Origin of the sequence: Mesorhizobium sp. M4B.F.Ca.ET.143.01.1.1, from assembly GCF_004792275.1 — a bacterium.
Taxonomy (GTDB): Bacteria; Pseudomonadota; Alphaproteobacteria; order Rhizobiales; family Rhizobiaceae; genus Mesorhizobium; species Mesorhizobium abyssinicae.
In genome coordinates, this window is sequence record NZ_SRSR01000011.1 from 149,858 (window position 1) to 171,350 (window position 21,493).

A 21,493-nucleotide genomic window follows, 5' to 3' on the forward strand; every position below is an offset into this window, starting at 1 on the left:
CAGGCCGGAGACCGTCGATGAACAGCATTACGATTGCCCGCCCCAGCATTGTGCAGCCGGTCGATCCGATCTGGCGCTCGATCCGCGACGAGGCGATGGAAGCGGTCAACCGCGACCCGCTGCTCGCGGCGTTCCTCTATGCGACCATCCTCAACCAGGAAAGCCTGGAGGAAGCGGTGATCCACCGCCTCGCCGAGCGCCTCGACCATCAGGATGTCGGTTCCGACCTGATCCGTCAGACCTTCAACGCCATGCTGGCCGACAATCCCGATTGGAGCGCCACGGTGCGCGTCGACATCCAGGCCTATTACGACCGCGATCCGGCCTGCGACCGCTTCATCATGCCGGTGCTCTACTTCAAGGGCTTCCACGCCATCCAGACGCACAGGCTGGCGCACTGGCTGTGGAACCAGGGCCGGCGGGATTTCGCGCTCTACCTGCAGAGCCGCTCCTCCTCGGTGTTCCAGACCGACATCAATCCCGCCGCCCGCATCGGCAAGGGCATTTTCGTCGACCACGCCACCGGCCTTGTCGTCGGTGAGACGGCGGTGATCGAGGACGATGTCTCGATCTTGCATGGCGTGACGCTCGGCGGCACCGGCAAGGCCGGTGGCGATCGCCATCCGAAGATCCGCCGCGGTGTGCTGATCGGCGCCGGCGCCAAGATCCTCGGCAACATCGAAGTCGGCCATTGCTCGAAGATCGCGGCCGGATCGGTCGTGCTGTCACCAGTGCCGCACAACAAGACGGTCGCCGGCGTGCCGGCGCGTGTCGTCGGCGAGACCGGTTGCGACCAGCCTTCCAGGCAGATGGACCAGCTCCTGCCCTCGCAAACGATGGACCACGTCGTCAGCTTCGATATCTGAGGCCGGGGCGCCCGCCCGCGCGGCTGAAACCGGCCGCAGATGCGGAGGCGCTTTCGGTTCTGCCGCCGGCTTGCCTTTACATCGCCATTGTCGACGTGCCAGAAGCGCGTTCAACCCAGCAAGCCCGACGATCGGAGAAGACTGTTGAAGCCGGACGAAATCAGAAAGCTGGACGCCTATTTCAAGCGCGTCTTCCAGAATCCCAAGCTCCAGGTGAAGGCACGCCCGCGCAAGGAAGATTCGGCCGAAGTCTATGTCGGCGACGAATTCCTCGGCATCGTCTTCAAGGACGAGGACGATGGCGACTACAATTTCTCGATGGCGATTCTGGACATCGACCTGGGCTGAGCCCTCTGCTGGCCGGGCCTGCGTCAGCGCAGCCCGGTCAACGCTTCTTATCTTGTAGTGGTCACTTGCCCTATCGTCCTGTCTTCAGGACATGCGCGGCCGCCGCCGCGATCGCCGCGTCCAGCGCCTGCCAGTTGCCGAGAAATTCCCTGGGAAAGCGATAGGTGAGGCTGAGGCCATCGCCGACCTGGAGGTCGCGCTCGCAAGGCGCCAGCGATTCCTCCGCGCTCGGTCCGCTCAGGCAGCGGGCAACGAACGGGTCCTTGCCCGGACGGCCGGCCACCGCGAGCACCTCGTTGAGATAGCCTGATTTCTCGGTGAAGCCATAAAGCGTCGTGCCGCCGGGTCCCGGCGTGCCGGGCTGGACGATCAGCGCGCTGTAGATCGGGGCGAAGCGGCCGCTCATGTCGCGCGACATCATCTGCTGCTCGAAGGAGAGGAAGACGACGTTCTTGCGCGCGCCCGTATGGTTGAAGTCGTCGCGGGCGGCTGTGCTGTAGCCGTCCATCTCGGGGTAGCGCATATAGAGGTCGAGGCGCGAGGCGATGCCGTCGCGCCGCGCCTGCTCGAAGCGGATGAAATTGGCCGGGACGGCAATGACATTGTTGCCGATCACCACCTCGTGGATGGTCGTGTCGTCGGTGTAGCCGGCCATGGCGATCGAGCGCCCCAACCATTTGCCGCCGAGGCTGATCGCCACCGAAAGCAGCGCCAGCGCCGCGAAGGCATAGAACACCCGCTTCATCAGCGTGGAATCGACAACCTCGAATTCCGGGCCACTCGCGGTTGCCGCCTGCTTCATCGCTATCCCCGTTACGGTCGCCGATCCGCTGGATGTCCCCGGGCGGCACACATTGCGCGGCATGGCTCTTGCAGCGCGCCTGTCGGATGCGACTGTGCGACGTCATGGTAAACGGAAGGTAAAGATGGGTGCTGTGGAACTCGTGCTCTTTGCTTTCGCCGTCGGCCTCACCGCCGGCGGCCTGATGGGATCGGCGATGGAACTGGCCAGCGGCCGCAGGCTTGCCTTCGTCGAGCCCTATGTGTCGCCTTCGCACATACTGCGATCGCTGGCCGCGACGGCATGCGCGGGGCCGTTCATGCTCGCCAATGACGCTTTGGATGCCCGCAGGCAGGGCCGCATCACCACGCTGGCGCTGATGTCGTGCGGGTGCACGGCGATTGCCTGGGCGCTGGCGCAGGGCGTTGTCCTGCTCGCCATTGCATCCTGGGCGACCGGTCTCCTAGGGTCGGCTCACTTTCCAGCGTGAGACGATTCGGAGACGGACAATGCCGACCTATGCGATCGACGGAAAAGCGCCCAGCTTTGTGGATGCCGACAGCAACTGGATCGCGCCGGACGCGACGCTGATCGGCGACATCAACATCGGCCGCGATGCCGGCTTCTGGTTCGGCGTCGTCATCCGCGGCGACAACGAGCCGATCACCATCGGCGCCGGGACCAACGTGCAGGAGCATACGGTGATGCACACCGATCCAGGCTTTCCGCTGACCATCGGCGAGGGCTGCACGATCGGTCACCGCGCGCTGCTGCATGGCTGCACAATCGGCGACAACAGCCTGATCGGCATGGGCGCCATCGTGCTCAACGGAGCAAGGATCGGCAAGAACTCGCTGGTCGGCGCTGGCGCGCTAGTCACCGAGGGCAAGGCGTTTCCCGACAATTCGCTGATCGTCGGCTCGCCCGCGCGGGTCGTGAGGGAACTCGATGACGCCGCAGTCGCCAGGCTGCGCGGCTCGGCCGCGCACTACGTCGCCAACGGCAAGCGCTTCAAGGCCGGGCTGAGGAAGGTCTGAGGCCGCGACCGGCGGCGGCCATTGGCATCTCTCAACGTTTCCGGCCAGGATTCGAGCCAGGCTTGCCCAGCGCCTCGCGCAGCAGCACAGCGCCAGCCTCGAAGCCGGCTTCCTCGGCTTCCTCCAGCGCCGTCGTATAGTCGTCGATGCGGGTCCTAAGCGCCGGGTCCGCGCCTGCCGCCAGAAGCAGGCGGATCGCTTCGGCATCGCGCATCGCCACCGCATAATGCAGCGGCGTCCAGTCGTTAACGCCACGCATGTCGGGGTCAGCGCCGTGCTCGATCAGGGCGCGGATGATGTCATGCTTGTCGGTCCGCTCGGTGGACAGCGCCGCGATGATCGAGGGAAATCCGGCATGGTCGCCGTAGTTCGGATTCGAGCCCGCTTCGATCAAAGCCGAGATGAAGGCGAGGGGACTCCAGTAGATCGCATACTCCAGCGGATGGCCAAGGCCGAGCTCGAACGGCATGCGCTCGTCGAACCAGCGCGGCGCGCCGCCCAGGGCAATGCCGAGCCCGTCGAAATCGCCGGCCTTGAAGGCGTCGTCTATGGCCTTGAACAGCCTGGCGCGTTCGCAACGGTCTTCGGGAATTTCCAGCACAGCACCGATCCGCGATGATCGGCCATATTGCCCTCAACCGACGGCGAGGCAAAGGTAGCGTGCACACCCCAAGAAATGGCGGAGCCGGCCCGGGGACAGGGCCGGCTCCTAAAACCCGGTCGTTGGGGACGGGGAGGGTGGGGACTCGACCGGGTTTTCTCCCTAAGCACGTCGCATGAGGGCGACGCGCTTAACTTGTTCATGCATGCCGTCGCCCCAAATTCCCCCACGGGACGGCATGCATTGGCGCCTTAGCGGACGCTGGCGACCGCGTCCTCGCGGCCGTCATTGATCGTCACCCAAACGCCCGAATTCTCCGTCGATTGGCGCTTGAGGTAGGTGTAGGGGGTGTCGGTCCAGGCCATCACCTTGGGCTGCAGATTGTCGAGGATGAACTCGCCGAGACTGGTGCGCACGGTGAGCACCGCGTGGCCGTCGCCATTCGGCTGGCGCGCCACCGTCATCAGCAGGGCGCCGGCAGGCACGCCGATGTCCATCAGCTCGCGGCGCTTTTCCAGCGCATAGTCCTCGCAGTCGCCAAAACCGCTGTCGGGGTAGGACCAGACCTCTTCCTTGCCCCACATTTCCATGTCGGTGCGCGGCGTGATCCTGGTGTTGACCGAATTGTTGATGTTGACGATCGCTGCCCACAGCTTGCGCGTCAGTTCGATCGGCGCCTGCTTCGGCGTGCGTTCGTTGCATTCCTGCGGCAGCTTCTGGCAGAATTCATAATGGCCGACCGGCTGCGTGGTGCGGCCGCCCGTGTGCATGAAGGCCGGTCCCGCATATGCCGTTCCCCAAGCGGAAAGCTGCATCGCTATTGCCATGAGCAATAGCTTGCCCCTCGTCTTTTTCATTGCTTAGTCTCCCCGTTCGAGGAGACCATCCCACAGTCGGATTTATTTGACGCAAAAACCCGAAGTAGACATTGAGTAAAACCCCAATAGAATAAGCATAAAATTTGAATTAGCTTGATCTAAAATTCTGGCGGCCTTGTTAAGGGCGGCATTGCGCCGAATGGTCGATGTTCGTTAACGGGCGCCGGCGGGTGCGGGGACGGGTGAAAAACAAAAACCGGCCGCTACGGGCCGGTTCGGTTGTTGGTCGCGTGCCGTTCGTCAGGCGCGCGGCGTGTTGAATTCGGAATCCAGTGTTTCCGGCCGCTGGATGACGGCGAATTCGACGGCGACGCCATCCTCGAAATGACGCACCACCTGGCCGCGCATCGTGCCCAGCATGATCTGCACGCCGATCGCCGGCTTGACGTCGATCTCGACCGCCGCGCCCGAGAGCGACAGGTCGATGATGCGGCACTGGTACTGGCGCCCGTCGGTGAGCTGAAGCACGCTCATCGGGTTGCGCGGCGCGACGCGTTCGTGGCGGCGGTCTTCCGGTAGGTCGAGCTCGTGCTTGTTGGCAAGCCAGGTCAGCTGCGCGGCGAGCTTGTCCTTCTTGCGATCCGAGGCGATGACGGTCATGGCGAAACCGTCCTGCGAGGTGCGGGTCACGATGCCCTCGACGCGGCCGATGTGGTCGATATAGGCGATGACCTTCTCGCCAGGCATGCCGACCCGCTCGGTCCGCAGCGCCACATTGCCCGGCGACATGTCGATCACCTGGCACGGGTGCTCGGTGCGGTCCTCCAGCATGAAGCGCCCATAGATCTTGACCCGGACGCGCTGAAAGTTACGCCTTTCGGCGCGGGACGGCGCGTAGTCGACCGCCGTTGACCTCATGACTGCCTACACCCCGTTGGCATTCCGCGCGTCGATGCGAGGAATTTCACCCGCAAAACTACAGCAAAGCAGGTTAACAAAGGGGAAAAGCCGAGCCCTTTGCGCTCGATCCGGAGACGGATTCGGCTATTCGCCGCGCCCGCCCTCGAACACGACCAGATGACGGATGCGACGTGCGCGGCCGAGCGCAGAAAACGTTTCTGGCGGGTCGAATTCGGACGGAACAAGCGAGGGAACGTTGATCGCCGGCCGGTTCTTCAGGAACATCGGCTCCTTGTCCGGATCGACGACGCGGATCGAGTCGATCAGCGCGTCGGTGATCGGATCGGCGCCGAGCCAGAATGGTCTTTCGGCGGCGCTGATGACGCCAAGGCAGCGCGGATTCTCGACGCCCCCGTCGAGCGGCAGCGCAAGCAGCTCGAACTTGTTGGAACGGCCGTTGCGGCTAAAGCCCTCATAGGTGATCAGGACCACGGACTTCTGCTCGAAGACGCCGTGGACCAGCCGCGAGACGAGCCGTTGGTCCTTCTCGCGCCACAGCGAGGGGAAGGAAAACCCCTTGAGCTCGCGGCCATAGCCGGCGCAAAGCCTCGTCCCGGCCAGCCGGAACACGGCTTCGCCGCGCGTATCCCTTTCCAGGATGAATGTGTCGGCCAAAAGCGACTTGATGTCGGCGGGCTCCACTTCCGAACGCTTCGGGGCGGGGCGCCCATCACGCAGCTGGTTCCAATATTGGAACAGCGTGATCGATCCGTTCTGGTTCATTGTGTGCTCTTTCGCGCAATCTGTCTTTTCATGTCCCATCGGCGAACAGACAGGGCGCCCTCCGATGACTACATGCGTTGCGGAGCAGGATGCGTGCCAGCATCGTTAACACTTGTTCACGGGTCGGGGACGTTAAGGTTAACAAGTGGTTTACGTTGCCGCCGAACCCTGCCTGTGGCACATCAAAACCACTCCAGAAGCGGTCGTTTCGCGACGATCGGCAGCACTTCAGTTAAGAGTTTCAGGGGAGCAGGGGGCTCGACCGGCCGTTCAAGGGGGGACCTTGGACGGCTTCTTTTTGATTCGCGCATGCAGCGATTCGCGGCACGAGCGGGCGGGAAGCTCTCCAGCGGCCGCAACAGCCAGACGCCTCGAGCGCAGGCTCGTAGCGCGATCCCCGGACACCGTGACTGGCAACAGCAACATTTGCCAATCGCACGCTTGGAAAGAGAAAAATCTGCGTTCCGGGCGGCTCCGCCGCCGCTGTACCTTTCGCGAATTCGCACATCGAGGCGCGACGGCGGCGATCCCGCAGTCCGGAGACGTGCCTTGTCGGCGTATTCACGGGGAATTTCTCATGAAGACTTCCATTCTAGGACTATTCGCCGCCGGCCTGCTCGCTTGCGCCGTGCCAGTCGGTGCGGCGTCCGCTGCGGGGATCGCCGGTGCTCCGGTGCCCTTCGACAAGGGCGGCGTAAAGGTGGCGCTCGTCACCTTCATCTCCGCTGGTGATTTCTTCCAGGCCTATCAGGCCGGCGCGACGAAACAGGCGAAAGCGCTCGACATCGACCTGCAGATCTTTTCCGGCCGGCAGGACGCCGCCGCGCAGCGCGATCAGATCGAGCAGGCGATCAATCTCGGCGTGCAGGCCATCATCATCGACCACGGCCAGCCCGAGGCGCTGAAGGACGTTGCGCAAAAGGCGCTCGATGCCGGCATCAAGGTCGTCGCCTTCGACGTCAATCTCGACAATCCCAAAATCCCGCAGGTCGAACAGTCCGATCACGAGCTTGCCAAGGCGGCGCTCGGCCAGGCGCTCAAGGACAACGGCACGTCGTTCCTGGCGGGATACGTCTATGTCGCCGGCTTCGCGCCGCTCGACCGCCGCAACGAGATCTGGGACAAGACCAAGAAGGCCAATCCCGGCATCGTCGAGAAGGCGCGCTGGGGAACGGTCAACGACACGACCGCGGTGTCGACCGCCGATCAGACCAAGGCGGCCTTCCAGGCCAATCCCGATATCAGCGTCGTCTTCGCTCCCTATGACGAGTTCGCGCGCGGCGTGAAACTCGCCACCGACGAACTCGGCATCTCCGGCAAGGTGAAGATCTACTCGGCCGACGTGTCTACAGCCGACATCACGGAGATCACCGCGGAAGGAAGCCCGTGGGTCGCCACCGCCGCCACCAATCCGGCTGTCGTCGGCGCGGTTTCGGTGCGGGCCGCGGCCAAGCTGGTCGCCGGCGAGGATCCGGGACACAGCATCGTCGTCAAGCCGGTGCTGCTGACGCAGGAGGAACTGCGCAAGAACGGCATCAAGACGGTCGAGGATCTCGATGCCAAGCTTCCCGCCTTCGGCCAGAGCGACGCGGCCGCCGCCAGCTGGATTCCAACCAACTGATCTTCGCTTCTCCTCTCCCTCGCTTGCCGCGCGGGAGAGGAGAAATTGCCCGAAGGCTTGGGCAACCCTGTGCGTCTAGCCGCCGCTGATGGCCGTCAGGACAAAAACCTCGGTGCCGGGCGCTAACCTGGTTTCCAGGGTTGCCCTTTCACCATCGAGAAAGACGTTCATGTGGCGGCGGATCGCGGGGCGGGAATCGCAGATACGGTCGCGCATGCCGGGCCAGCGCGCGTCCAGCCCGTCAATCATTTCCTTCACGGTGGAGGCCGGCAGTTCGACCCGGCGCGGCGCGCCAGGAAACAGGTCGATGAGCACGCCCGGGAGCCGCGCGACGACCAGGGGCACATTGCGGGCGGTGGCGTTCGACATTTGCGTTACTCGCTCACCACCATCGCCTCGACGGACAGGATCGCGGGCAGATGCTGAGCGATCTCCGACCAGGTTTCGCCTTCATCGGCACTGGCGAAAAGCGAGCCGCCGCTGGTGCCGAAATAGACGCCGGCCGGCTCGAGGCTGTCGGTCGCCATAGCCTGCCGCAACACGCCCGCATAGCAGTTCTCCTGTGGCAGGCCCTTGCGCTCGTCCAACCAGGTGGCGCCCGCATCCTCGGTCTTCCAGACCGCCGCCTTCGCGTCCGGCACGTAGCGGCCGGCACTGTCGCCGTTGAGCGGCAGAAGGAACAGCGTGTCGGCGTCGCGCGGATGCGTGGCCGCGGGAAATCCGAACGTCGAGGGAAGGCCCTTCTCGATGCTCTGCCAGCTCTTGCCGCCGTCGTCGGAGCGGTACATGCCGCAATGGTTCTGCTGGTAGAGCCGATCGGGCTTGCCGGGCGCCATCACCAGGCAGTGCACGCACTGGCCGAACTCTGGATAGTTTTGTCCTTCGGGCAGGAAGTCGGCGCGGGTGCCGCGGTTGCGCGGCTCCCACGTCTTGCCACCGTCCCAGGTGTAGAACACGCCTGCGGACGAGATGCCTACCCAGATCTGCTCCTCGTCTTTTGGGTGCGTGACGATGGAATGGAGGATGAGGCCGGCGCCGCCCGGGTTCCAGTCCTTGCGGCTCGGGTGACGCTGCAGGCCCTCGATGTGGCTCCAGGTGACGCCGTCGTCATCGGAGCGAAACAGGCCGGCCGGCTGCACGCCGGCATAGAGGCTGCCGTTGCGCCTTGCGAGGCTCCACACCGCCTTGATCGGTTCCTCGCCGGCTTCATAGGCCAAGCCCTCGCTGGAATGCGTCCAGGTCTCGCCAAGGTCGTCCGACTTCCAGACCGCCGGCCCGAACCACTCATTGCCGCCGGCGCCGTAGATCGCGCCGGTATTAGGGTCGCCGACGACATGGTTCATCGGCCAGTGTTCGCAGAACGGACCGCGCAGCTTCCAAGACCCGCGCTTGCCGTCGCTCTCGGCGATGAAGGCGCCTTTTTTCGTGCCGATCAGGACCAGGACTTTTTCCGGCATTTTTCTCCTCCCGTTCGCATAGCTACCATCAAGGACGGCGGAGCGCGGGCCTAGCCGACAGGATCAGAGAATTTTTTGCAGTCTAAACCCGTCGAGGCCAAGCTGAGAAGATATGCCGCCGCAATTACGGACGAAAACCGCAAACACACTTTTCCTGGAATTGCTCTCAGCGCTTCTTTCCGAGGCCGAAGGTCGCCGCCAGCGCGCCGACCAGCACGACGCCCTTGACGAAATCCTGCGTGTAGTAGGGCGCGTTCAGCATGGTGAGGCCGTTCAAGAGCACGCCGACGAAGATCGCGCCGACGACCGTGCCGATCACATGCGGGCGGCGCTTGTCGAGCACGGCATAGCCGATCAGCGAGGCCGCGACGGCGTCTAGCAGCAGCGAGTTGCCGGCCGAGACGTCGCCGCGGCCGACGCGCGAGGCAACGATCAGGCCGCCGAGCGATGCCAGCGTGCCCGAAATGACATAGGCGGAGAGGCGGTACGCCTTGGTCGGCGCGCCGGAGAGGTGCGCGGCCGTCTCGTTGCCGCCGATGGCATAGAAGACGCGCCCCCAGCGCGTGCGCTCCATCAGGAACCAGGCGACGAGGGCGACGAGCGCCATCGCCACGACGGACAGCGGAACGAGGTCGAGGAGCCGCGAGCGTCCGAGGATCAGGAAGGCAGGATCGTAGGCGCCGGGCACCGTCGAGCCGTCGGGAAGCACCATGCCGGCGGTGATCGAGCGGCCGCCGGTCGGGATCAGCTGCAGGCCGGCCAGCAGGAACATGGTCGCCAGCGTCGCGAGAAGATCCGGCACGCCGACGCGGATGATCAGCAGCCCGTTGGCGAGGCCGATCAGAGCGCCCATCAGCAGGACAAGCGCCATCGTTTCGGCGGCCTCCATCTGCCACACGACCATGGCATAGCTTGCCGCCATCACCGAGGAGGCGGCGACGCTGCCGACCGAGAGATCGAAGCCATCCGCCGCCATGGTGATCGACACGCCGACGCCGAGGATCGCGACCACCGAAACCGCCTGCAGGATGGAGAACAGATTGGCCGAGCGGATGAAGGCGGGCTGCACATACCAGAAGCCGATGACCATCAGGGCAAGCAGCGCGAAGAGCGCGTATCGGCGGATCTCGCGCAGAAGCGAGGGACGCGGGGCGGCTTGCGTTGTCGTCAATTCGGTCATCTCGGGTCTCCGGCGGTCTCCTCGCCCTCGACCCTGTCGATCCGGTCGCTGAGCGGGCCATGGCCGTCTTCGGCCGCATGAAGGGAATGGTTGCGCATGACGAGGATGCGGTCGGCGACTTCCAGCGCTTCCTCGGTGTCGCTGGTCGCGATCAGCGTGGCCGAGCCGCTCTGGCTGCCGCGGATGGCGGCGATCAGGTCGGCGCGAGCGCCGACATCGACGCCCTGGAACGGCTCGTCGAGCAGGAGCAGCCGACAAGGCGCCGCCTGCCAGCGGGCGAGCACGACCTTCTGCTGGTTGCCGCCGGAAAGCTCGTCGAGCGTGTCTTCCGGACCGCGCGCCTTGATGCCGAGCCGTGCGATCGCCTCGGCGGCGACCTTGCGCTCGCGCTTGGTCCTGAGCAGCCCTCCCGGAAACCAGCGTTTCAGATGCGGCAGGGCGATGGTGCCGGCGATGGAGGCGCCGGGAACTTCCGGAGGCAGCAGCGAGGATTGCCAGCGATCCTCAGCGACCATGAACACGCCGTTCTCGATCGACTGTCTTGGCCCGCTCGAAAGCCAGGGTTTCCCATCAAGCCCGAAAGTGCCTTCGGCAAGGGTTTCAAGGCCGAAAAGGGCGCGCAGCAGCCGGCTCTTGCCGGAGCCAAGCGTGCCGGTGATGGCGACGACCTCGCCTGAGCGGAGTTCGAGGTCGAAAGGTGCGGCGCCCGCGACCAGCCTGGCGCCCTTGACTGACAGGACCACGGGTGCGGTCGACGCCTCGCCACGATGGGTGCCGGCCTCCAGCGGCCGGCCGATCATAGCGGCAACCGCCGCCGGGAAGTCGATCGGCCTGGCAAAAGCGCCGACGATGCGGCCACCGCGCATGACGACGGCGCGATCGGCGATCGCAGCGAGGTCGCCGAGCCGGTGTGAAATGTAGAGGATCGCCATGCCGCTGTCGCGCAACCGCTTGATGACGGCGAACAGCCGCTCGGCTTCGGTGGCCGACAGGCTCGATGTCGGCTCGTCGAGGATCAGCAAGGAGGCGCTCGCCGCGACGGCGCGGGCGATGGCGATCAACTGCCGATCGGCTGGGCGCAAATCGACGAAGTCGCGGTCGAGCGGCAGGTCGAGATCGATCAGCGCCGCGATCTCCCGCGCGCGCTTGCGGATCGACCTGTTCGAGACCAGAAAACGCCCGCCCGGGCTGCAGAGCTCGTCGAGCGCCAGATTCTCGGCGACGGTCAACCCGGCAGCCCCCGCCTGGTCTGTCGCTTGATGCACCGTCGCAATGCCGGCGGCTTTGGCGGCGCTGGGCGAGGCGAAGGTGATCGCCTTGCCGCCTAGCGTGATCGTGCCCGCATCCGGCGTGTGCGAACCCGACAGGATCTTCACCAAGGTCGATTTGCCGGCGCCGTTGGCGCCCATCAGCGCCACGATCTCGCCGGAGGCGACGGCAAGGTCGGCGCCGGCGAGCGCACGCGTCGGGCCGAAGGATTTCTCGATGCCGGCAACGGAGACGGCGATGGCGGAGGCGGCTTGTGGCAAGGTGCGTTGGCTTCGGCTGGTGGGCTGCGTTGGGTGGGGCGGCGGGTGACGCTTGTCACCCCTCATATTCCAAGATCGCTGGTCCGGCATTGTGGTCTGGCGAATAGACGATGCCGTTGGCGTCGACGAACGTCGGTCGACTGGATCACCTGCGGCTGGTTCGGGCGCTTGTCGACCATGCCGGCAGGCGCCGCCGGGACCAGCGCGCCGGTTTCCATCGGCCTGTAGGGGTCGGATATGTCGAACACGCGCATGCCGGCATTCTGATAGGTGGCCCCTTTGAAAATCGGCCGCATTCTAGGAAGGGGTCTTGTTGCTTCCGAGAACACGCGTTGCGAGTTTCGCGAACGCCAGAGCATTTCCGCTTCGTTTCCTTTCGGTTTCGTAGCAATTGAAAGCGAGGCTGCGCCGGGTGCCGTGGGGGGAACAGAAGTGTTTCAACCTTGGCGACCTTGCTCTAAAGCTCGCCAATCGAATCCCTGGACCGTTGTGAATGAGCGAACCGGTTAGCCCTTCGGAAATCGAACAGACGGATGACGCGCCCGAGCCGCGCCGCGAACCGATATTCAATCTGCCGCCGGTGGTGCTGGCGGTGATCGGCATCTGCGTCGTCGTCCACCTGATCCGCGTTTACACGCTCACCGACGATCAGGATTTCGCCCTGCTGGTGCGGGCAGCGTTCATCCCGGTGCGCTATTCCGGCCGCTACGATCTCGATGTCTATGCTTTCACCAGCCCCTTCACCTATGCCTTCCTGCATGGCGGGCTCGCGCATCTCGTGATCAACATGGTGTGGCTGGCCGCTTTCGGCTCGCCGTTGGCGAACCGCTACGGCGCGCTTCGCTTCGCGCTGTTCTTCGGGGCGACCGGGCTTGCGGCGGTTGCGTTGTTCTTTGCCTTGCATCCGCTCGAGCAGACGCCGCTGGTCGGCGCGTCGGGGGCGATCTCGGGCATGATGGGAGCGGCCGCGCGCTACGGCTTCCGTGTCGATCGCTCGTCCGGCCATGCGGCCTTCGCCGGAGCGCCGCTGCCGATCGGCGCGGTGCTGCGCTCGCGCGGCGTCATGACTTTTCTTGGCGTCTGGATGGTCATCAACCTCGTCACCGGACTTGTCGGCTTTGCTCCCGGCATCGACGGCCAGATCGCCTGGGAGGCCCATATTGGCGGCTTCGTCGCCGGCTTTTTCGGGGTGCGCGTTTTCGACCGCCGCGACCGGACGCCCTGAGCGATCCCTGCTGCGGGCCAAGACGTGAGGTTTCCGAGCGCCATTCTTGCTCCGATTGCATCCCTTCGAAGCCTATTTATTGGAATCTCTCCATCATTCTAATGCTTTGGAACGTTGGCTTACCACCACTTTACACCTTTTCGTCATCTTGCATCGCGCTCCGCCACACGCATACATTGTGGAAAGGAAGCTAGGACGATGTCCAAATCCAACAATCTCGGGAAAGCCGAGGCCGCCATCGCAGGCGATGTTGGCCCCGATACGCAGGCCAAGGATCCTGCGAGCCCTTTGTTCAGCAAGAAACTCTATCAGCAGTGCGCCCTGGTCGCCGGAGCAAGCGGCGGGATTGGCAGATGCATTTCCTTGGCCCTGGCAATGGCTGGGGCGCGTTTATGTCTAGTGGGTCGAGACGAAAGTCGACTAAATTGCACAGCCGATCTCTGCAGGCCGTTTGGGCAACAAGTCAATATCAGGATATGCGATCTAACTGATGAAACAGCGATCAAACAATTGTGTCGTTGTATTGATCGGGCATTCGGCCGCCTTGACATACTGGTTCACTGCGCTGGAATCATAAGTCACGGAAAATTGGAAGAGGCCGCTGCGAAGCAGATCGACTTGCAATATGCCGCCAATGTGCGTGGGCCTCTGGTCCTTACACAGAAAGCGCTGCCTCTCCTTAGGCGACCCAGAGGTCAAATTGTCTTCATCAACTCAAGCGCGGGGCTGACTTGCGCAGCAGGACGAGGCCATTTCGCGGCTACCCAACATGCGCTCAAATCCATTGCCGACACCCTCAGGCAGGAGGTCAATGGGGACGATGTGCGCGTTCTCAGCGTATTTCCGGGCCGCACGGCGACGACCAGAACCGAAGATTTATGTGTGACCGAGGGACGAGCTTTCGAGCCAGATCTGCTACTCCAACCGGAGGATGTCGCCGCAATCGTGATTGATTCACTTACGCTCCCGTGGACCGCCGAGGTAACGGAGATCAGCATTCGGCCGATGAAGAAATCCTACTGAGATAGCGATCCGTCGGACCGCCGCGACGCGGCAGGCCAGACAGGCCGCGCCGCACTTGAAATGCAAACAATCACGGCGCACCATGTTCACCGGAACGTGAATGCCGGTCAGGGCAGGAACCGGCAAGCAAAAGCTGAGGAGGACGCCATGACTGTTAAGGCAATTCTCGAGAAGAAGGGCCATGACGTGTTGACGCTCGGGCCGAACGAAAAGCTGAGCGAGGCCATTCGCATCCTGACCGAACACAGGATCGGCGCGCTGGTCATCACCAATGGCGACCACAAGATCGTCGGCATCCTCTCCGAGCGCGATATCGTGCGCGTGCTGGCCAAGGAAGGTGCTGCGGCGCTCGATATCGCGGTGCGTTCGGCGATGACGCCGAAGGTGAAGATCTGCAACGAGAACCACACCGTCAACGAGGTGATGGAGATCATGACCAAGGGCCGCTTCCGCCATCTGCCGGTGGAAAAGGACGGCCTGCTCTATGGCATCGTGTCGATCGGCGACGTCGTCAAGCGTCGCATCGAGGATGTCGAGCGCGAGGCCGAGGAGATCAGGGCCTATATCGCCACCGCCTAGCGATCGCACAGACGATCCGCCGGCCGCTGCCGGTCGGCGGAAGTTGAGGCGCGAACGCCTCTATCTGTTGTCGAGTTCGGCGCGGACGAGTTCGAGCCCGCGCCGGGTGATGCGGTAGGGGCCGCCACCCGACGAGGACACCGCCTTCTTCCGTCTCAGTTTTCGAAACAGCTCGAGATCGACGCCTGGGTAGCGCCAGCCGTCGCGGGTCAGGCATTGGACCGAAGCGATCTTCTTACTGGCATTCTTTTCGATTTCGATGCGCCCACCCTGCGCGAGCAGGTGCAGGACGCGCTGTTCAATGCGCGAAATGTCCATCTGGAGAATTCCCGGGAAAACAACGAAAGCCGCCGCCGCGGGATTTCGCGGCACGGGGTTTCAGGTTTTGTCGCCCTGCCTCGCTACGAGGTCAGGGCCTTACCGGGACTGAGCGTAAGTGGACATCCACTCTCCATTGGATGGACGTCCAATAAGCGAAGGCGGCCGAAAAGGCCAGCATGCGGGCTTTGCGCTTGTCTCATGGAGCGGATTGCACTAGCGAAGGCCAACATCCAAATTCGCGTAAATCGCAATTCTCGCGAGCCAGAAGCGCAGGCCACCATGAGCATCATCGATACCCGCACGCCCGACGCAAAACGCCTGATCCCCGGCGCCACCGGCGACTGGGAAGTCATCATCGGCCTCGAAGTGCATGCGCAGGTCACCTCGGAGGCCAAGCTGTTCTCCGGGGCGGCGACCTCTTTCGGCGCGGCGCCCAATGCCAATGTCAGCTTGGTCGACGCGGCGATGCCCGGCATGCTGCCCGTCATCAATGAGGAATGCGTCAAGCAGGCAATCCGCACCGGCCTCGGCCTGAAGGCCGAGATCAATCACAAGTCGGTCTTCGACCGGAAGAACTATTTCTATCCGGACCTGCCGCAGGGCTACCAGATTTCGCAGTTCAAGCAGCCGATCGTCGGTGAGGGCAAGGTCATCGTCTCGGTCGGCCCGGACCGGCAGGGCGAGTTCGAGGACATCGAGGTCGGCATTGAGCGGCTGCACCTGGAGCAGGATGCCGGCAAGTCGATGCACGACCAGCATCCGACCATGTCCTATGTCGATCTCAACCGTTCCGGCGTGGCGCTGATGGAGATCGTCTCCAAGCCCGACATGCGCTCGGCCGACGAGGCCAAGGCCTATGTGACCAAGCTCCGCACCATCGTGCGTTATCTCGGCACCTGCGACGGCAACATGGACGAAGGCTCGCTGCGCGCCGACGTCAACGTCTCGGTGCGCAAACCGGGCGGCGACTTCGGCACGCGCTGCGAGATCAAGAACGTCAACTCGATCCGCTTCATCGGCCAGGCCATCGAATACGAGGCGCGCCGGCAGATCGCCGTCCTCGAGGATGGCGGCAAGATCGACCAGGAAACGCGGCTGTTCGACCCCAACAAGGGCGAGACGCGTTCGATGCGCTCCAAGGAAGAGGCGCATGACTACCGCTATTTCCCCGACCCGGATCTTCTGCCGCTTGAATTCGACCAGGCCTATGTCGACGCGCTGGCCAAGGACCTGCCGGAACTGCCGGACGACAAGAAGGCGCGGCTGATCGCGGCGCTCGGCCTGTCGACCTACGACGCCTCGATCCTGGTGTCGGAAAAGCCGATCGCCGACTATTTCGAGAAGGTGGCTGCCGGGCGCGACGGCAAACTCGCCGCCAACTGGGTCATCAACGATCTGCTCGGCGCCCTCAACAAGGCCGGCAAAGACATTGAAAACGCTCCGGTTTCGCCCGAGCAGCTCGGCGCCGTCCTCGACCTGATCAAGGAAGGCACGATCTCCGGCAAGATCGCCAAGGACCTGTTCGAGATCGTCTGGAACGAGGGCGGCGATCCGCGCGCGCTCGTCGAAAGCCGCGGCATGAAGCAGGTCACCGACACCGGCGCCATCGAGAAGGCGGTGGATGAGGTGATCGCCGCCAATCCGGACAAGGTCGAGCAGGCGCGCGCCAAGCCGACCATGGCCGGCTGGTTCGTCGGCCAGGTGATGAAGGCGACCGGCGGCAAGGCCAATCCGCAGGCCGTCAACGACCTGGTCAAGGCCAAGCTCGGCATCGAATAAAGCGATGTTCGTCCGTACCGCCAGCGAGCGCGATCTTGTTGCGATCCGCGCGCTGCTGGTCGAGACGTGGCACGCGAGCTATGACGCCATCTATGGCGTCGAACGGGTGACGGCGATCACCGACGACTGGCATTCGATCGCCTCGCTGAAGGCGTGGCTGACGCGGCCGAACTCCGAATTCCTGGTCGCCGACGACGGCAAGCGGCTCGGCGGCATGGCTTTCGCCGCCGCCACCACCGACCCGAAGATCGTCCTCCTGCACCAGCTCTATGTGCACCCGGCCTGCCAGCGGCAAGGGATCGGCACGGCCTTGCTCGACGAGATCGAGGTCAGCTTTCCGGAGGCGAGCAAGCTGCGCCTCGAAGTGGAAGAGGCCAACGCGGCGGCAATCGCCTTCTACCGATCGCAAGGCTTTGCGTCCGCCGGCAAAGCCGCCGATTGCGGCGGCGGATCAGGGCTGCCTGCGCTGATCCTGGAGAAGGCGCTCGGATAGTTCACTGCGGGGTCTGCGCCGCGGACGAAAGGTATGACCGAGCGCCTCAGGGCGGCTGCGTGCTGGCAGGGATTTCCAAGTTGTCGATCAGCCTGGTCGTGCCGAGCCAGGCGGCGGCGAGCAAGCGGCCTTCGCGATCGCGCCGCCAGGGAGCGAGTGTCAGGCTTTCGCGCGCGGCGACATAGTCCACCTTCTGGAAGCCTGCCTCGATGAGCGCCTGCCGGACCTCGGCGGTCGCGCCGGCTTCGTCGGCGCCGGCTGTGAGCGCGGCAGCCGTCCGACGCAGAACCACGTTGAGCTGGCGCGCCACCGCAAGGCCTTTCTCGTCGAGATAGGCGTTGCGCGAGGACATGGCGAGGCCATGCGCGTCGCGGACCGTCGGCGCGCCGATGATGTCGACGGGCAGGTCGAGATCGCGGCAAAGCTGTCTGACGACGCAAAGCTGCTGATAGTCCTTCTCGCCGAAGATGGCACGGTCGGGAGCCGCCTGCAGGAAGAGCTTGGCCACGACGGTGGCGACACCGTCGAAGAAACTCGGCCTGAACTCCGATTCCAGGCCGGAGGAGGGGCCGCCGACCGAAATCCTGGTGGCGAAGTCGGCCGGGTACATTTCCGCGACGCCAGGCGTGAAGGCGAGATGCGCGCCAGCCTCGGCCAGCCGGTCGAGGTCGCGGGCAAGTTGGCGCGGATATTTGTCGAGATCTTCCGTCGGCGCGAACTGCGTCGGATTGACGAAGATCGAGACGACGCAGCGCTCGGCGCTTGCGAGCGCCATCCTGACCAGCGAGATGTGGCCGTCATGCAGCGCGCCCATGGTCGGCACCATGGCGATGCCGAGGCCCTCGCGCCGCCAGTCGCGGATTTGCGCGCGAAGGGCGGAAACCGTTTCGACGACGATCGGTCGGCTCATACGTTATCCTTATCGGGTGTGGCGGCAAAGACGTGGTCCGGGCCGGGAAAAGCGCGGTCGCGCACCTCCGCCGCGTAGCGGGCGGCGGCGTCCGAGACGACATCGCGCAGGTGGGCATATTCCTTGACGAATTTCGGCACGCGGTCGACGGTCAGACCGATCATGTCGTCGATGACCAGGATCTGGCCGTCACAGTCGCGGCTGGCGCCGATGCCGATGGTGGGAATGGCGATGGCGCGGGTAAGGTCAGCCGCGACGCTTTCGACCGTGCCCTCGATGACGACGGAAAAGGCGCCGGCCTTTTCCACCGCTTCGGCGTCGCGGAACAGGGTCGCGACATTGTCCTCGGTCCGGCCCTTGATCTTGTAGCCGCCATCCTTCTCCACCGATTGCGGCTGCAGGCCGATATGGCCCATGACCGGGATTCCGCTGGCCACGATCGCGGCGATCTGCCCGGCCATGTCGACGCCGCCCTCCAGCTTGACCGCCTGGCAGCCCGTTTCCTCGACGATCCGCCGCGCCGAAGCGACGGCCTCAGCCGCCGAAGTCTCATAGCTGCCGGCCGGCATGTCGACGACCACGCAGGCCCTGGTGGAGCCGCGCATCACGGCCTGCCCGTGCGCGATCATCATTTCCAGCGATGCGCCGAGCGTGGTCGTGTGGCCGTGCAGCACCATGGCGACGCTGTCGCCGACCAAGAGCAGGTCGACGTGAGGATCAAGCAGGCGGGCGAAGGGATAGGTATAGGCGGTCAGGCTGACGATCGGCACGCCGCCCTTGCGACGGCGAATGGCGTCGGCGCTGATCCGGCCAGTGGCGGGCGGGTCTTGGACCAATCTTCACCTCCCTCAGCCGGGCACCGACCAGGCGCCCGTTGGCGGGCGAGCAGAGCTTTAGAAATATGGGAACTGCTTGGCAAGCATGGCTGCGACCGCCCGCGCCGCTGTATCGATTTAGCGCACGAACCATTTACATTGCGGCCACGGCAAAACCCTTGCCTTCGCGGTTACCTGACGCCATAAGCAGGATAAAGGCGCAGCCGCTGCCGCCGCGAGGACTTGGATGAAAACTTTCCTTACGCAGTTTTTCACCTGGTGGAACAGCCAGACGCTGGGAACGCGCTTCCACACCTGGCGCCACGGCAGGAAGGTCGGCCAGGACGAAGCCGGCAACGCCTATTACGAGGGCGGCATCGATTCGGAAGGCCGCACCCGTCGCTGGGTCATCTACCGTGACTACTCGGAAGCCTCGAAGATCCCGCCGGGCTGGCACGGCTGGATCCATCACCGTGTCGACGTGGCGCCGCCGAGCGACGACTACCGGCCGCGCGAATGGCAGAAACCGCACCAGGCGAACCTCACCGGCAGCCCCGCCGCCTACCGTCCGAAGGGCTCGGTGCTCACCAACCAGCATCGCCCGCAGGTGACCGGCGACTATGACGCCTGGACGCCCGGTTCGTAATCCACGGTCAAGGTGCTGATCGGTCCTTTGTCGCCACAATTGACGTTTAGCTGCTTGCTGATCTGAAAACGGCGACTAGCCTTGGCGTGAAAGAATCACCCGGGCGCAACCACCGGTATCCTCGCATGAGCATCTTCAGCCGAATCTCGATGGGCGCCGTGGCGGCGGCAACAGCCGCGCTCGCCGTCTGCACGGTGACGTTTGCGGCCGCGCAGACACAGGCGGCGCCGGTGGCTGCCGACCGCATCACCAATCCGGTGGCCGAGTTCGCGGGCATCGACAAGATCACCGGCCGCATCATCACCTTCGATGTCTATATCGACGAGACGGTGCAGTTCGGCGCCCTGCAGGTGACGCCGCGCATCTGCTATTCGCGGCCGGAGACCGAGGAACCGAAGACTGATTCCTTCGTCGAGGTCGACGAGATCACGCTCGATCGCAAGATCCGCCGCATCTTCACCGGCTGGATGTTCGCCGAGAGCCCCGGCCTCAACGCCGTCGAGCATGCGGTCTATGACGTCTGGCTGAAGGGCTGCAAGCAGAAGTCGGACGTGCCGCCGCCCGAGGCCGCCAAGACCGGTGCGTCACAGGTCGATACGTCCAAGTCGAAAGCCGCCGCCACTCCGGCTGCGACCGAGCCGGATAGCGGCGAGGCCAACTGATCCAACAGCAGATTCGGGGAACCGCTTCGTTCGCCACACGTTGGCAAAGAGCGATTGCGCACTGTTGCGCATGGAGGATCTTGCGATGTCAGCAACCAAGCACATGACGGTCAGCAAGAAGGAATTGCTAGACCTCGAAAGGGGATTCTGGACCGGCGATGCGGCCTACTATGCGGCCAACGCCGATGCCGAATGCCTCGTGGCCTTTCCGGAGATGGCGCATGCGATCAGCAATGCCGATCTGGCTAAAACCGCCAGCAAGCCACGTCGCTGGCGCGATCTCGACATCGACCTAAAGGGCATGGTCGAACCCGGCAGCGACATTGTCATGCTGACCTACGAGGCGCACGCGACGCGCGAGAATGGCGAAATCTACAACGCGCTGGTCAGCACCGGCTACGTGCATCGCACCAATGGCTGGAAGATGATGTTCCATGCGCAAACGCCGATAGAGGCTTCAGCAAAAGGCTGATCGCTAAGGCCTCATGGCGAGAAGATGGCCTCGCCCTTCAAGGCCTCGGCCAGCATCTTCTCATATTGGCCGCGCGGCACGTCGACGGCGCCGAAGCGCTTGAGGTGCTCGGTGGTGAACTGGGTGTCCAGCAGCGCGAAGCCGCGCGCCTTCAACCGCTCGACCAGGTGATAGAGACAGGTCTTGGACGCGTCCGTTTCCTTGGCGAACATGCTTTCGCCGAAGAACACGCGGCCGAGCGAGACGCCGTAGAGGCCGCCGACCAGCCTTTCCTCGCGCCAGGCCTCGACCGAATGGCAATGGCCGAGCCGATAGAGATCGACATAGGCCTCGCGGATCGGCGCGTTGATCCAGGTCGAGCGGCGTTCCTCTCGCCTTTCGGCGCAGCCGTCGATCGTCGCCACGAAATCGAAATCGTAGCGGATCTCGAACGGGTGCTTGCGGATCGTCTTCTTCAGGCTGCGCGGCGTATGAAAGCCATCGAGGGGAATGATGCCGCGCGTCTCCGGTCGCACCCAGAACACTTCCGGATCGCTGGCGCTTTCGGCCATCGGGAAGACGCCCGACGCATAGGCTTTCAGCAACAGGTCGGTCGGGATGCGATAGCCGGGCGCATAAGGACGGGTCATCGCGGCATTATAACTGCA

At 64.1% G+C, this 21,493-nt stretch carries 27 protein-coding genes; 13 read left to right on the forward strand and 14 right to left on the reverse strand.

Going from position 1 to position 21,493, the window contains the following annotated elements:
* Positions 1-17 precede the first annotated feature (17 nt).
* Both cysE and EN786_RS24760 read left to right on the forward strand, forming a co-directional pair.
* Positions 18-866, forward strand: a complete 849-nt coding sequence (cysE, locus tag EN786_RS24755) for a serine O-acetyltransferase (RefSeq protein WP_127285831.1) — start codon at positions 18-20, stop codon at positions 864-866.
* Between the two features lie 144 nt (positions 867-1,010).
* Positions 1,011-1,214, forward strand: coding sequence for a DUF3126 family protein (locus EN786_RS24760; protein WP_042644432.1), 204 nt, complete (start codon positions 1,011-1,013; stop codon positions 1,212-1,214).
* A gap of 70 nt (positions 1,215-1,284) precedes the next feature.
* Here the strand turns inward: EN786_RS24760 and EN786_RS24765 are convergent, their stop codons facing one another.
* Positions 1,285-2,016: a hypothetical protein gene (locus EN786_RS24765; protein WP_127285830.1), complete on the reverse strand. Its 732-nt coding sequence runs from the start codon at positions 2,014-2,016 to the stop codon at positions 1,285-1,287.
* A 124-nt stretch (positions 2,017-2,140) separates the two neighbouring features.
* On the opposite strand from EN786_RS24765, the gene EN786_RS24770 reads away from it, so the two are divergent.
* Positions 2,141-2,485 (forward strand): hypothetical protein, encoded by a 345-nt coding sequence (locus tag EN786_RS24770; protein ID WP_127285829.1) that lies wholly within the window; start codon positions 2,141-2,143, stop codon positions 2,483-2,485.
* A 19-nt stretch (positions 2,486-2,504) separates the two neighbouring features.
* Positions 2,505-3,032, forward strand: coding sequence for a gamma carbonic anhydrase family protein (locus EN786_RS24775; RefSeq protein WP_127285828.1), 528 nt, complete (start codon positions 2,505-2,507; stop codon positions 3,030-3,032).
* 31 nt (positions 3,033-3,063) lie between these two features.
* On the opposite strand, the gene EN786_RS24780 is transcribed toward EN786_RS24775, so the two are convergent.
* The 4 genes from EN786_RS24780 to EN786_RS24795 form a co-directional block, all read right to left on the reverse strand.
* The gene (locus tag EN786_RS24780) at positions 3,064-3,633 is read right to left on the reverse strand and encodes an ankyrin repeat domain-containing protein (protein ID WP_189340690.1); all 570 of its coding nucleotides are present in this window, start codon (positions 3,631-3,633) and stop codon (positions 3,064-3,066) included.
* Positions 3,634-3,884: 251 nt separating this feature from the next.
* On the reverse strand, positions 3,885-4,490 hold the full coding sequence (locus tag EN786_RS24785; RefSeq protein ID WP_127286335.1) for a transglutaminase-like cysteine peptidase: 606 nt from the start codon (positions 4,488-4,490) through the stop codon (positions 3,885-3,887).
* Between the two features lie 261 nt (positions 4,491-4,751).
* Complete coding sequence (locus EN786_RS24790; RefSeq protein WP_127286334.1) at positions 4,752-5,369, reverse strand: PilZ domain-containing protein; 618 nt, start codon at positions 5,367-5,369, stop codon at positions 4,752-4,754.
* 126 nt (positions 5,370-5,495) lie between these two features.
* A complete protein-coding gene (locus tag EN786_RS24795; RefSeq protein WP_127286333.1) occupies positions 5,496-6,134 on the reverse strand; it encodes a PAS domain-containing protein in 639 nt (212 codons plus the stop codon).
* 577 nt (positions 6,135-6,711) lie between these two features.
* Here EN786_RS24795 and EN786_RS24800 point away from each other — a divergent pair.
* Positions 6,712-7,755 carry a substrate-binding domain-containing protein gene (locus EN786_RS24800; protein ID WP_127286332.1) on the forward strand — a complete coding sequence of 348 codons (1,044 nt, stop codon included), beginning with the start codon at positions 6,712-6,714 and terminating at the stop codon, positions 7,753-7,755.
* A gap of 75 nt (positions 7,756-7,830) precedes the next feature.
* Here the strand turns inward: EN786_RS24800 and EN786_RS24805 are convergent, their stop codons facing one another.
* The 5 genes from EN786_RS24805 to EN786_RS24825 all read right to left on the reverse strand — a co-directional run bounded on the left by EN786_RS24805 (position 7,831) and on the right by EN786_RS24825 (position 12,175).
* Entirely contained in the window at positions 7,831-8,124 is a 294-nt protein-coding gene (locus tag EN786_RS24805) for a MoaD/ThiS family protein (RefSeq protein WP_127286331.1), read from the reverse strand.
* A gap of 5 nt (positions 8,125-8,129) precedes the next feature.
* The gene (locus EN786_RS24810; RefSeq protein ID WP_127286330.1) at positions 8,130-9,212 is read right to left on the reverse strand and encodes a sialidase family protein; all 1,083 of its coding nucleotides are present in this window, start codon (positions 9,210-9,212) and stop codon (positions 8,130-8,132) included.
* 166 nt (positions 9,213-9,378) lie between these two features.
* Positions 9,379-10,392 (reverse strand): ABC transporter permease, encoded by a 1,014-nt coding sequence (locus tag EN786_RS24815; protein ID WP_127286329.1) that lies wholly within the window; start codon positions 10,390-10,392, stop codon positions 9,379-9,381.
* Positions 10,389-11,921, reverse strand: coding sequence for a sugar ABC transporter ATP-binding protein (locus tag EN786_RS24820; protein WP_189524302.1), 1,533 nt, complete (start codon positions 11,919-11,921; stop codon positions 10,389-10,391). Before EN786_RS24820 ends, EN786_RS24815 begins: the two co-directional genes overlap by 4 nt.
* Positions 11,922-11,983: 62 nt before the next feature.
* Positions 11,984-12,175: a hypothetical protein gene (locus EN786_RS24825; protein ID WP_246688753.1), complete on the reverse strand. Its 192-nt coding sequence runs from the start codon at positions 12,173-12,175 to the stop codon at positions 11,984-11,986.
* A gap of 239 nt (positions 12,176-12,414) precedes the next feature.
* On the opposite strand from EN786_RS24825, the gene EN786_RS24830 reads away from it, so the two are divergent.
* The 3 genes from EN786_RS24830 (at position 12,415) to EN786_RS24840 (ending at position 14,748) form a co-directional block, all read left to right on the forward strand.
* Complete coding sequence (locus EN786_RS24830) at positions 12,415-13,146, forward strand: rhomboid family intramembrane serine protease (RefSeq protein ID WP_135908949.1); 732 nt, start codon at positions 12,415-12,417, stop codon at positions 13,144-13,146.
* A 198-nt stretch (positions 13,147-13,344) separates the two neighbouring features.
* Complete coding sequence (locus tag EN786_RS24835; protein WP_135908951.1) at positions 13,345-14,169, forward strand: SDR family NAD(P)-dependent oxidoreductase; 825 nt, start codon at positions 13,345-13,347, stop codon at positions 14,167-14,169.
* A 147-nt stretch (positions 14,170-14,316) separates the two neighbouring features.
* Positions 14,317-14,748, forward strand: coding sequence for a CBS domain-containing protein (locus EN786_RS24840; protein ID WP_126054363.1), 432 nt, complete (start codon positions 14,317-14,319; stop codon positions 14,746-14,748).
* 60 nt (positions 14,749-14,808) lie between these two features.
* On the opposite strand, the gene EN786_RS24845 is transcribed toward EN786_RS24840, so the two are convergent.
* Positions 14,809-15,066 (reverse strand): YjhX family toxin, encoded by a 258-nt coding sequence (locus EN786_RS24845; RefSeq protein WP_127311635.1) that lies wholly within the window; start codon positions 15,064-15,066, stop codon positions 14,809-14,811.
* 282 nt (positions 15,067-15,348) lie between these two features.
* On the opposite strand from EN786_RS24845, the gene gatB reads away from it, so the two are divergent.
* Together gatB and EN786_RS24860 are read left to right on the forward strand one after the other, a co-directional pair.
* The gene (gene gatB, locus EN786_RS24855) at positions 15,349-16,848 is read left to right on the forward strand and encodes an Asp-tRNA(Asn)/Glu-tRNA(Gln) amidotransferase subunit GatB (RefSeq protein ID WP_127311636.1); all 1,500 of its coding nucleotides are present in this window, start codon (positions 15,349-15,351) and stop codon (positions 16,846-16,848) included.
* A gap of 4 nt (positions 16,849-16,852) precedes the next feature.
* Positions 16,853-17,341 carry a GNAT family N-acetyltransferase gene (locus EN786_RS24860; RefSeq protein WP_127311637.1) on the forward strand — a complete coding sequence of 163 codons (489 nt, stop codon included), beginning with the start codon at positions 16,853-16,855 and terminating at the stop codon, positions 17,339-17,341.
* Positions 17,342-17,387: 46 nt separating this feature from the next.
* Here the strand turns inward: EN786_RS24860 and panC are convergent, their stop codons facing one another.
* Positions 17,388-18,251 carry a pantoate--beta-alanine ligase gene (gene panC, locus EN786_RS24865; RefSeq protein WP_135908953.1) on the reverse strand — a complete coding sequence of 288 codons (864 nt, stop codon included), beginning with the start codon at positions 18,249-18,251 and terminating at the stop codon, positions 17,388-17,390.
* On the reverse strand, positions 18,248-19,087 hold the full coding sequence (gene panB, locus EN786_RS24870; RefSeq protein ID WP_135908955.1) for a 3-methyl-2-oxobutanoate hydroxymethyltransferase: 840 nt from the start codon (positions 19,085-19,087) through the stop codon (positions 18,248-18,250). Before panB ends, panC begins: the two co-directional genes overlap by 4 nt.
* A gap of 226 nt (positions 19,088-19,313) precedes the next feature.
* Here panB and EN786_RS24875 point away from each other — a divergent pair, with 226 nt between their 5' ends.
* From EN786_RS24875 to EN786_RS24885, 3 genes are all read left to right on the forward strand, one after another.
* Positions 19,314-19,712 carry an NADH:ubiquinone oxidoreductase subunit NDUFA12 gene (locus EN786_RS24875; RefSeq protein WP_127310728.1) on the forward strand — a complete coding sequence of 133 codons (399 nt, stop codon included), beginning with the start codon at positions 19,314-19,316 and terminating at the stop codon, positions 19,710-19,712.
* A gap of 125 nt (positions 19,713-19,837) precedes the next feature.
* Positions 19,838-20,374, forward strand: coding sequence for a DUF2155 domain-containing protein (locus EN786_RS24880; protein WP_127310729.1), 537 nt, complete (start codon positions 19,838-19,840; stop codon positions 20,372-20,374).
* An 85-nt stretch (positions 20,375-20,459) separates the two neighbouring features.
* A complete protein-coding gene (locus EN786_RS24885; protein ID WP_126054370.1) occupies positions 20,460-20,846 on the forward strand; it encodes a hypothetical protein in 387 nt (128 codons plus the stop codon).
* Positions 20,847-20,857: 11 nt separating this feature from the next.
* On the opposite strand, the gene aat is transcribed toward EN786_RS24885, so the two are convergent.
* On the reverse strand, positions 20,858-21,475 hold the full coding sequence (aat, locus tag EN786_RS24890; protein WP_135908957.1) for a leucyl/phenylalanyl-tRNA--protein transferase: 618 nt from the start codon (positions 21,473-21,475) through the stop codon (positions 20,858-20,860).
* Positions 21,476-21,493: the final 18 nt, after the last annotated feature.

What these genes read in the sequence shown, in the direction of transcription:
- cysE (WP_127285831.1), top strand. Translation starts at nt 18, where the DNA reads ATGAACAGCATTACGATTGCCCGCCCCAGCATTGTGCAGCCGGTCGAT.
- EN786_RS24765 (WP_127285830.1), bottom strand. Translation starts at nt 2,016, where the DNA reads ATGAAGCAGGCGGCAACCGCGAGTGGCCCGGAATTCGAGGTTGTCGAT.
- EN786_RS24770 (WP_127285829.1), top strand. Translation starts at nt 2,141, where the DNA reads ATGGGTGCTGTGGAACTCGTGCTCTTTGCTTTCGCCGTCGGCCTCACC.
- EN786_RS24775 (WP_127285828.1), top strand. Translation starts at nt 2,505, where the DNA reads ATGCCGACCTATGCGATCGACGGAAAAGCGCCCAGCTTTGTGGATGCC.
- EN786_RS24785 (WP_127286335.1), bottom strand. Translation starts at nt 4,490, where the DNA reads ATGAAAAAGACGAGGGGCAAGCTATTGCTCATGGCAATAGCGATGCAG.
- EN786_RS24790 (WP_127286334.1), bottom strand. Translation starts at nt 5,369, where the DNA reads ATGAGGTCAACGGCGGTCGACTACGCGCCGTCCCGCGCCGAAAGGCGT.
- EN786_RS24795 (WP_127286333.1), bottom strand. Translation starts at nt 6,134, where the DNA reads ATGAACCAGAACGGATCGATCACGCTGTTCCAATATTGGAACCAGCTG.
- EN786_RS24800 (WP_127286332.1), top strand. Translation starts at nt 6,712, where the DNA reads ATGAAGACTTCCATTCTAGGACTATTCGCCGCCGGCCTGCTCGCTTGC.
- EN786_RS24805 (WP_127286331.1), bottom strand. Translation starts at nt 8,124, where the DNA reads ATGTCGAACGCCACCGCCCGCAATGTGCCCCTGGTCGTCGCGCGGCTC.
- EN786_RS24810 (WP_127286330.1), bottom strand. Translation starts at nt 9,212, where the DNA reads ATGCCGGAAAAAGTCCTGGTCCTGATCGGCACGAAAAAAGGCGCCTTC.
- EN786_RS24815 (WP_127286329.1), bottom strand. Translation starts at nt 10,392, where the DNA reads ATGACCGAATTGACGACAACGCAAGCCGCCCCGCGTCCCTCGCTTCTG.
- EN786_RS24825 (WP_246688753.1), bottom strand. Translation starts at nt 12,175, where the DNA reads ATGCGCGTGTTCGACATATCCGACCCCTACAGGCCGATGGAAACCGGC.
- EN786_RS24830 (WP_135908949.1), top strand. Translation starts at nt 12,415, where the DNA reads ATGAGCGAACCGGTTAGCCCTTCGGAAATCGAACAGACGGATGACGCG.
- EN786_RS24835 (WP_135908951.1), top strand. Translation starts at nt 13,345, where the DNA reads ATGTCCAAATCCAACAATCTCGGGAAAGCCGAGGCCGCCATCGCAGGC.
- EN786_RS24840 (WP_126054363.1), top strand. Translation starts at nt 14,317, where the DNA reads ATGACTGTTAAGGCAATTCTCGAGAAGAAGGGCCATGACGTGTTGACG.
- EN786_RS24845 (WP_127311635.1), bottom strand. Translation starts at nt 15,066, where the DNA reads ATGGACATTTCGCGCATTGAACAGCGCGTCCTGCACCTGCTCGCGCAG.
- gatB (WP_127311636.1), top strand. Translation starts at nt 15,349, where the DNA reads ATGAGCATCATCGATACCCGCACGCCCGACGCAAAACGCCTGATCCCC.
- EN786_RS24860 (WP_127311637.1), top strand. Translation starts at nt 16,853, where the DNA reads ATGTTCGTCCGTACCGCCAGCGAGCGCGATCTTGTTGCGATCCGCGCG.
- panC (WP_135908953.1), bottom strand. Translation starts at nt 18,251, where the DNA reads ATGAGCCGACCGATCGTCGTCGAAACGGTTTCCGCCCTTCGCGCGCAA.
- EN786_RS24875 (WP_127310728.1), top strand. Translation starts at nt 19,314, where the DNA reads ATGAAAACTTTCCTTACGCAGTTTTTCACCTGGTGGAACAGCCAGACG.
- EN786_RS24880 (WP_127310729.1), top strand. Translation starts at nt 19,838, where the DNA reads ATGAGCATCTTCAGCCGAATCTCGATGGGCGCCGTGGCGGCGGCAACA.
- EN786_RS24885 (WP_126054370.1), top strand. Translation starts at nt 20,460, where the DNA reads ATGTCAGCAACCAAGCACATGACGGTCAGCAAGAAGGAATTGCTAGAC.
- aat (WP_135908957.1), bottom strand. Translation starts at nt 21,475, where the DNA reads ATGACCCGTCCTTATGCGCCCGGCTATCGCATCCCGACCGACCTGTTG.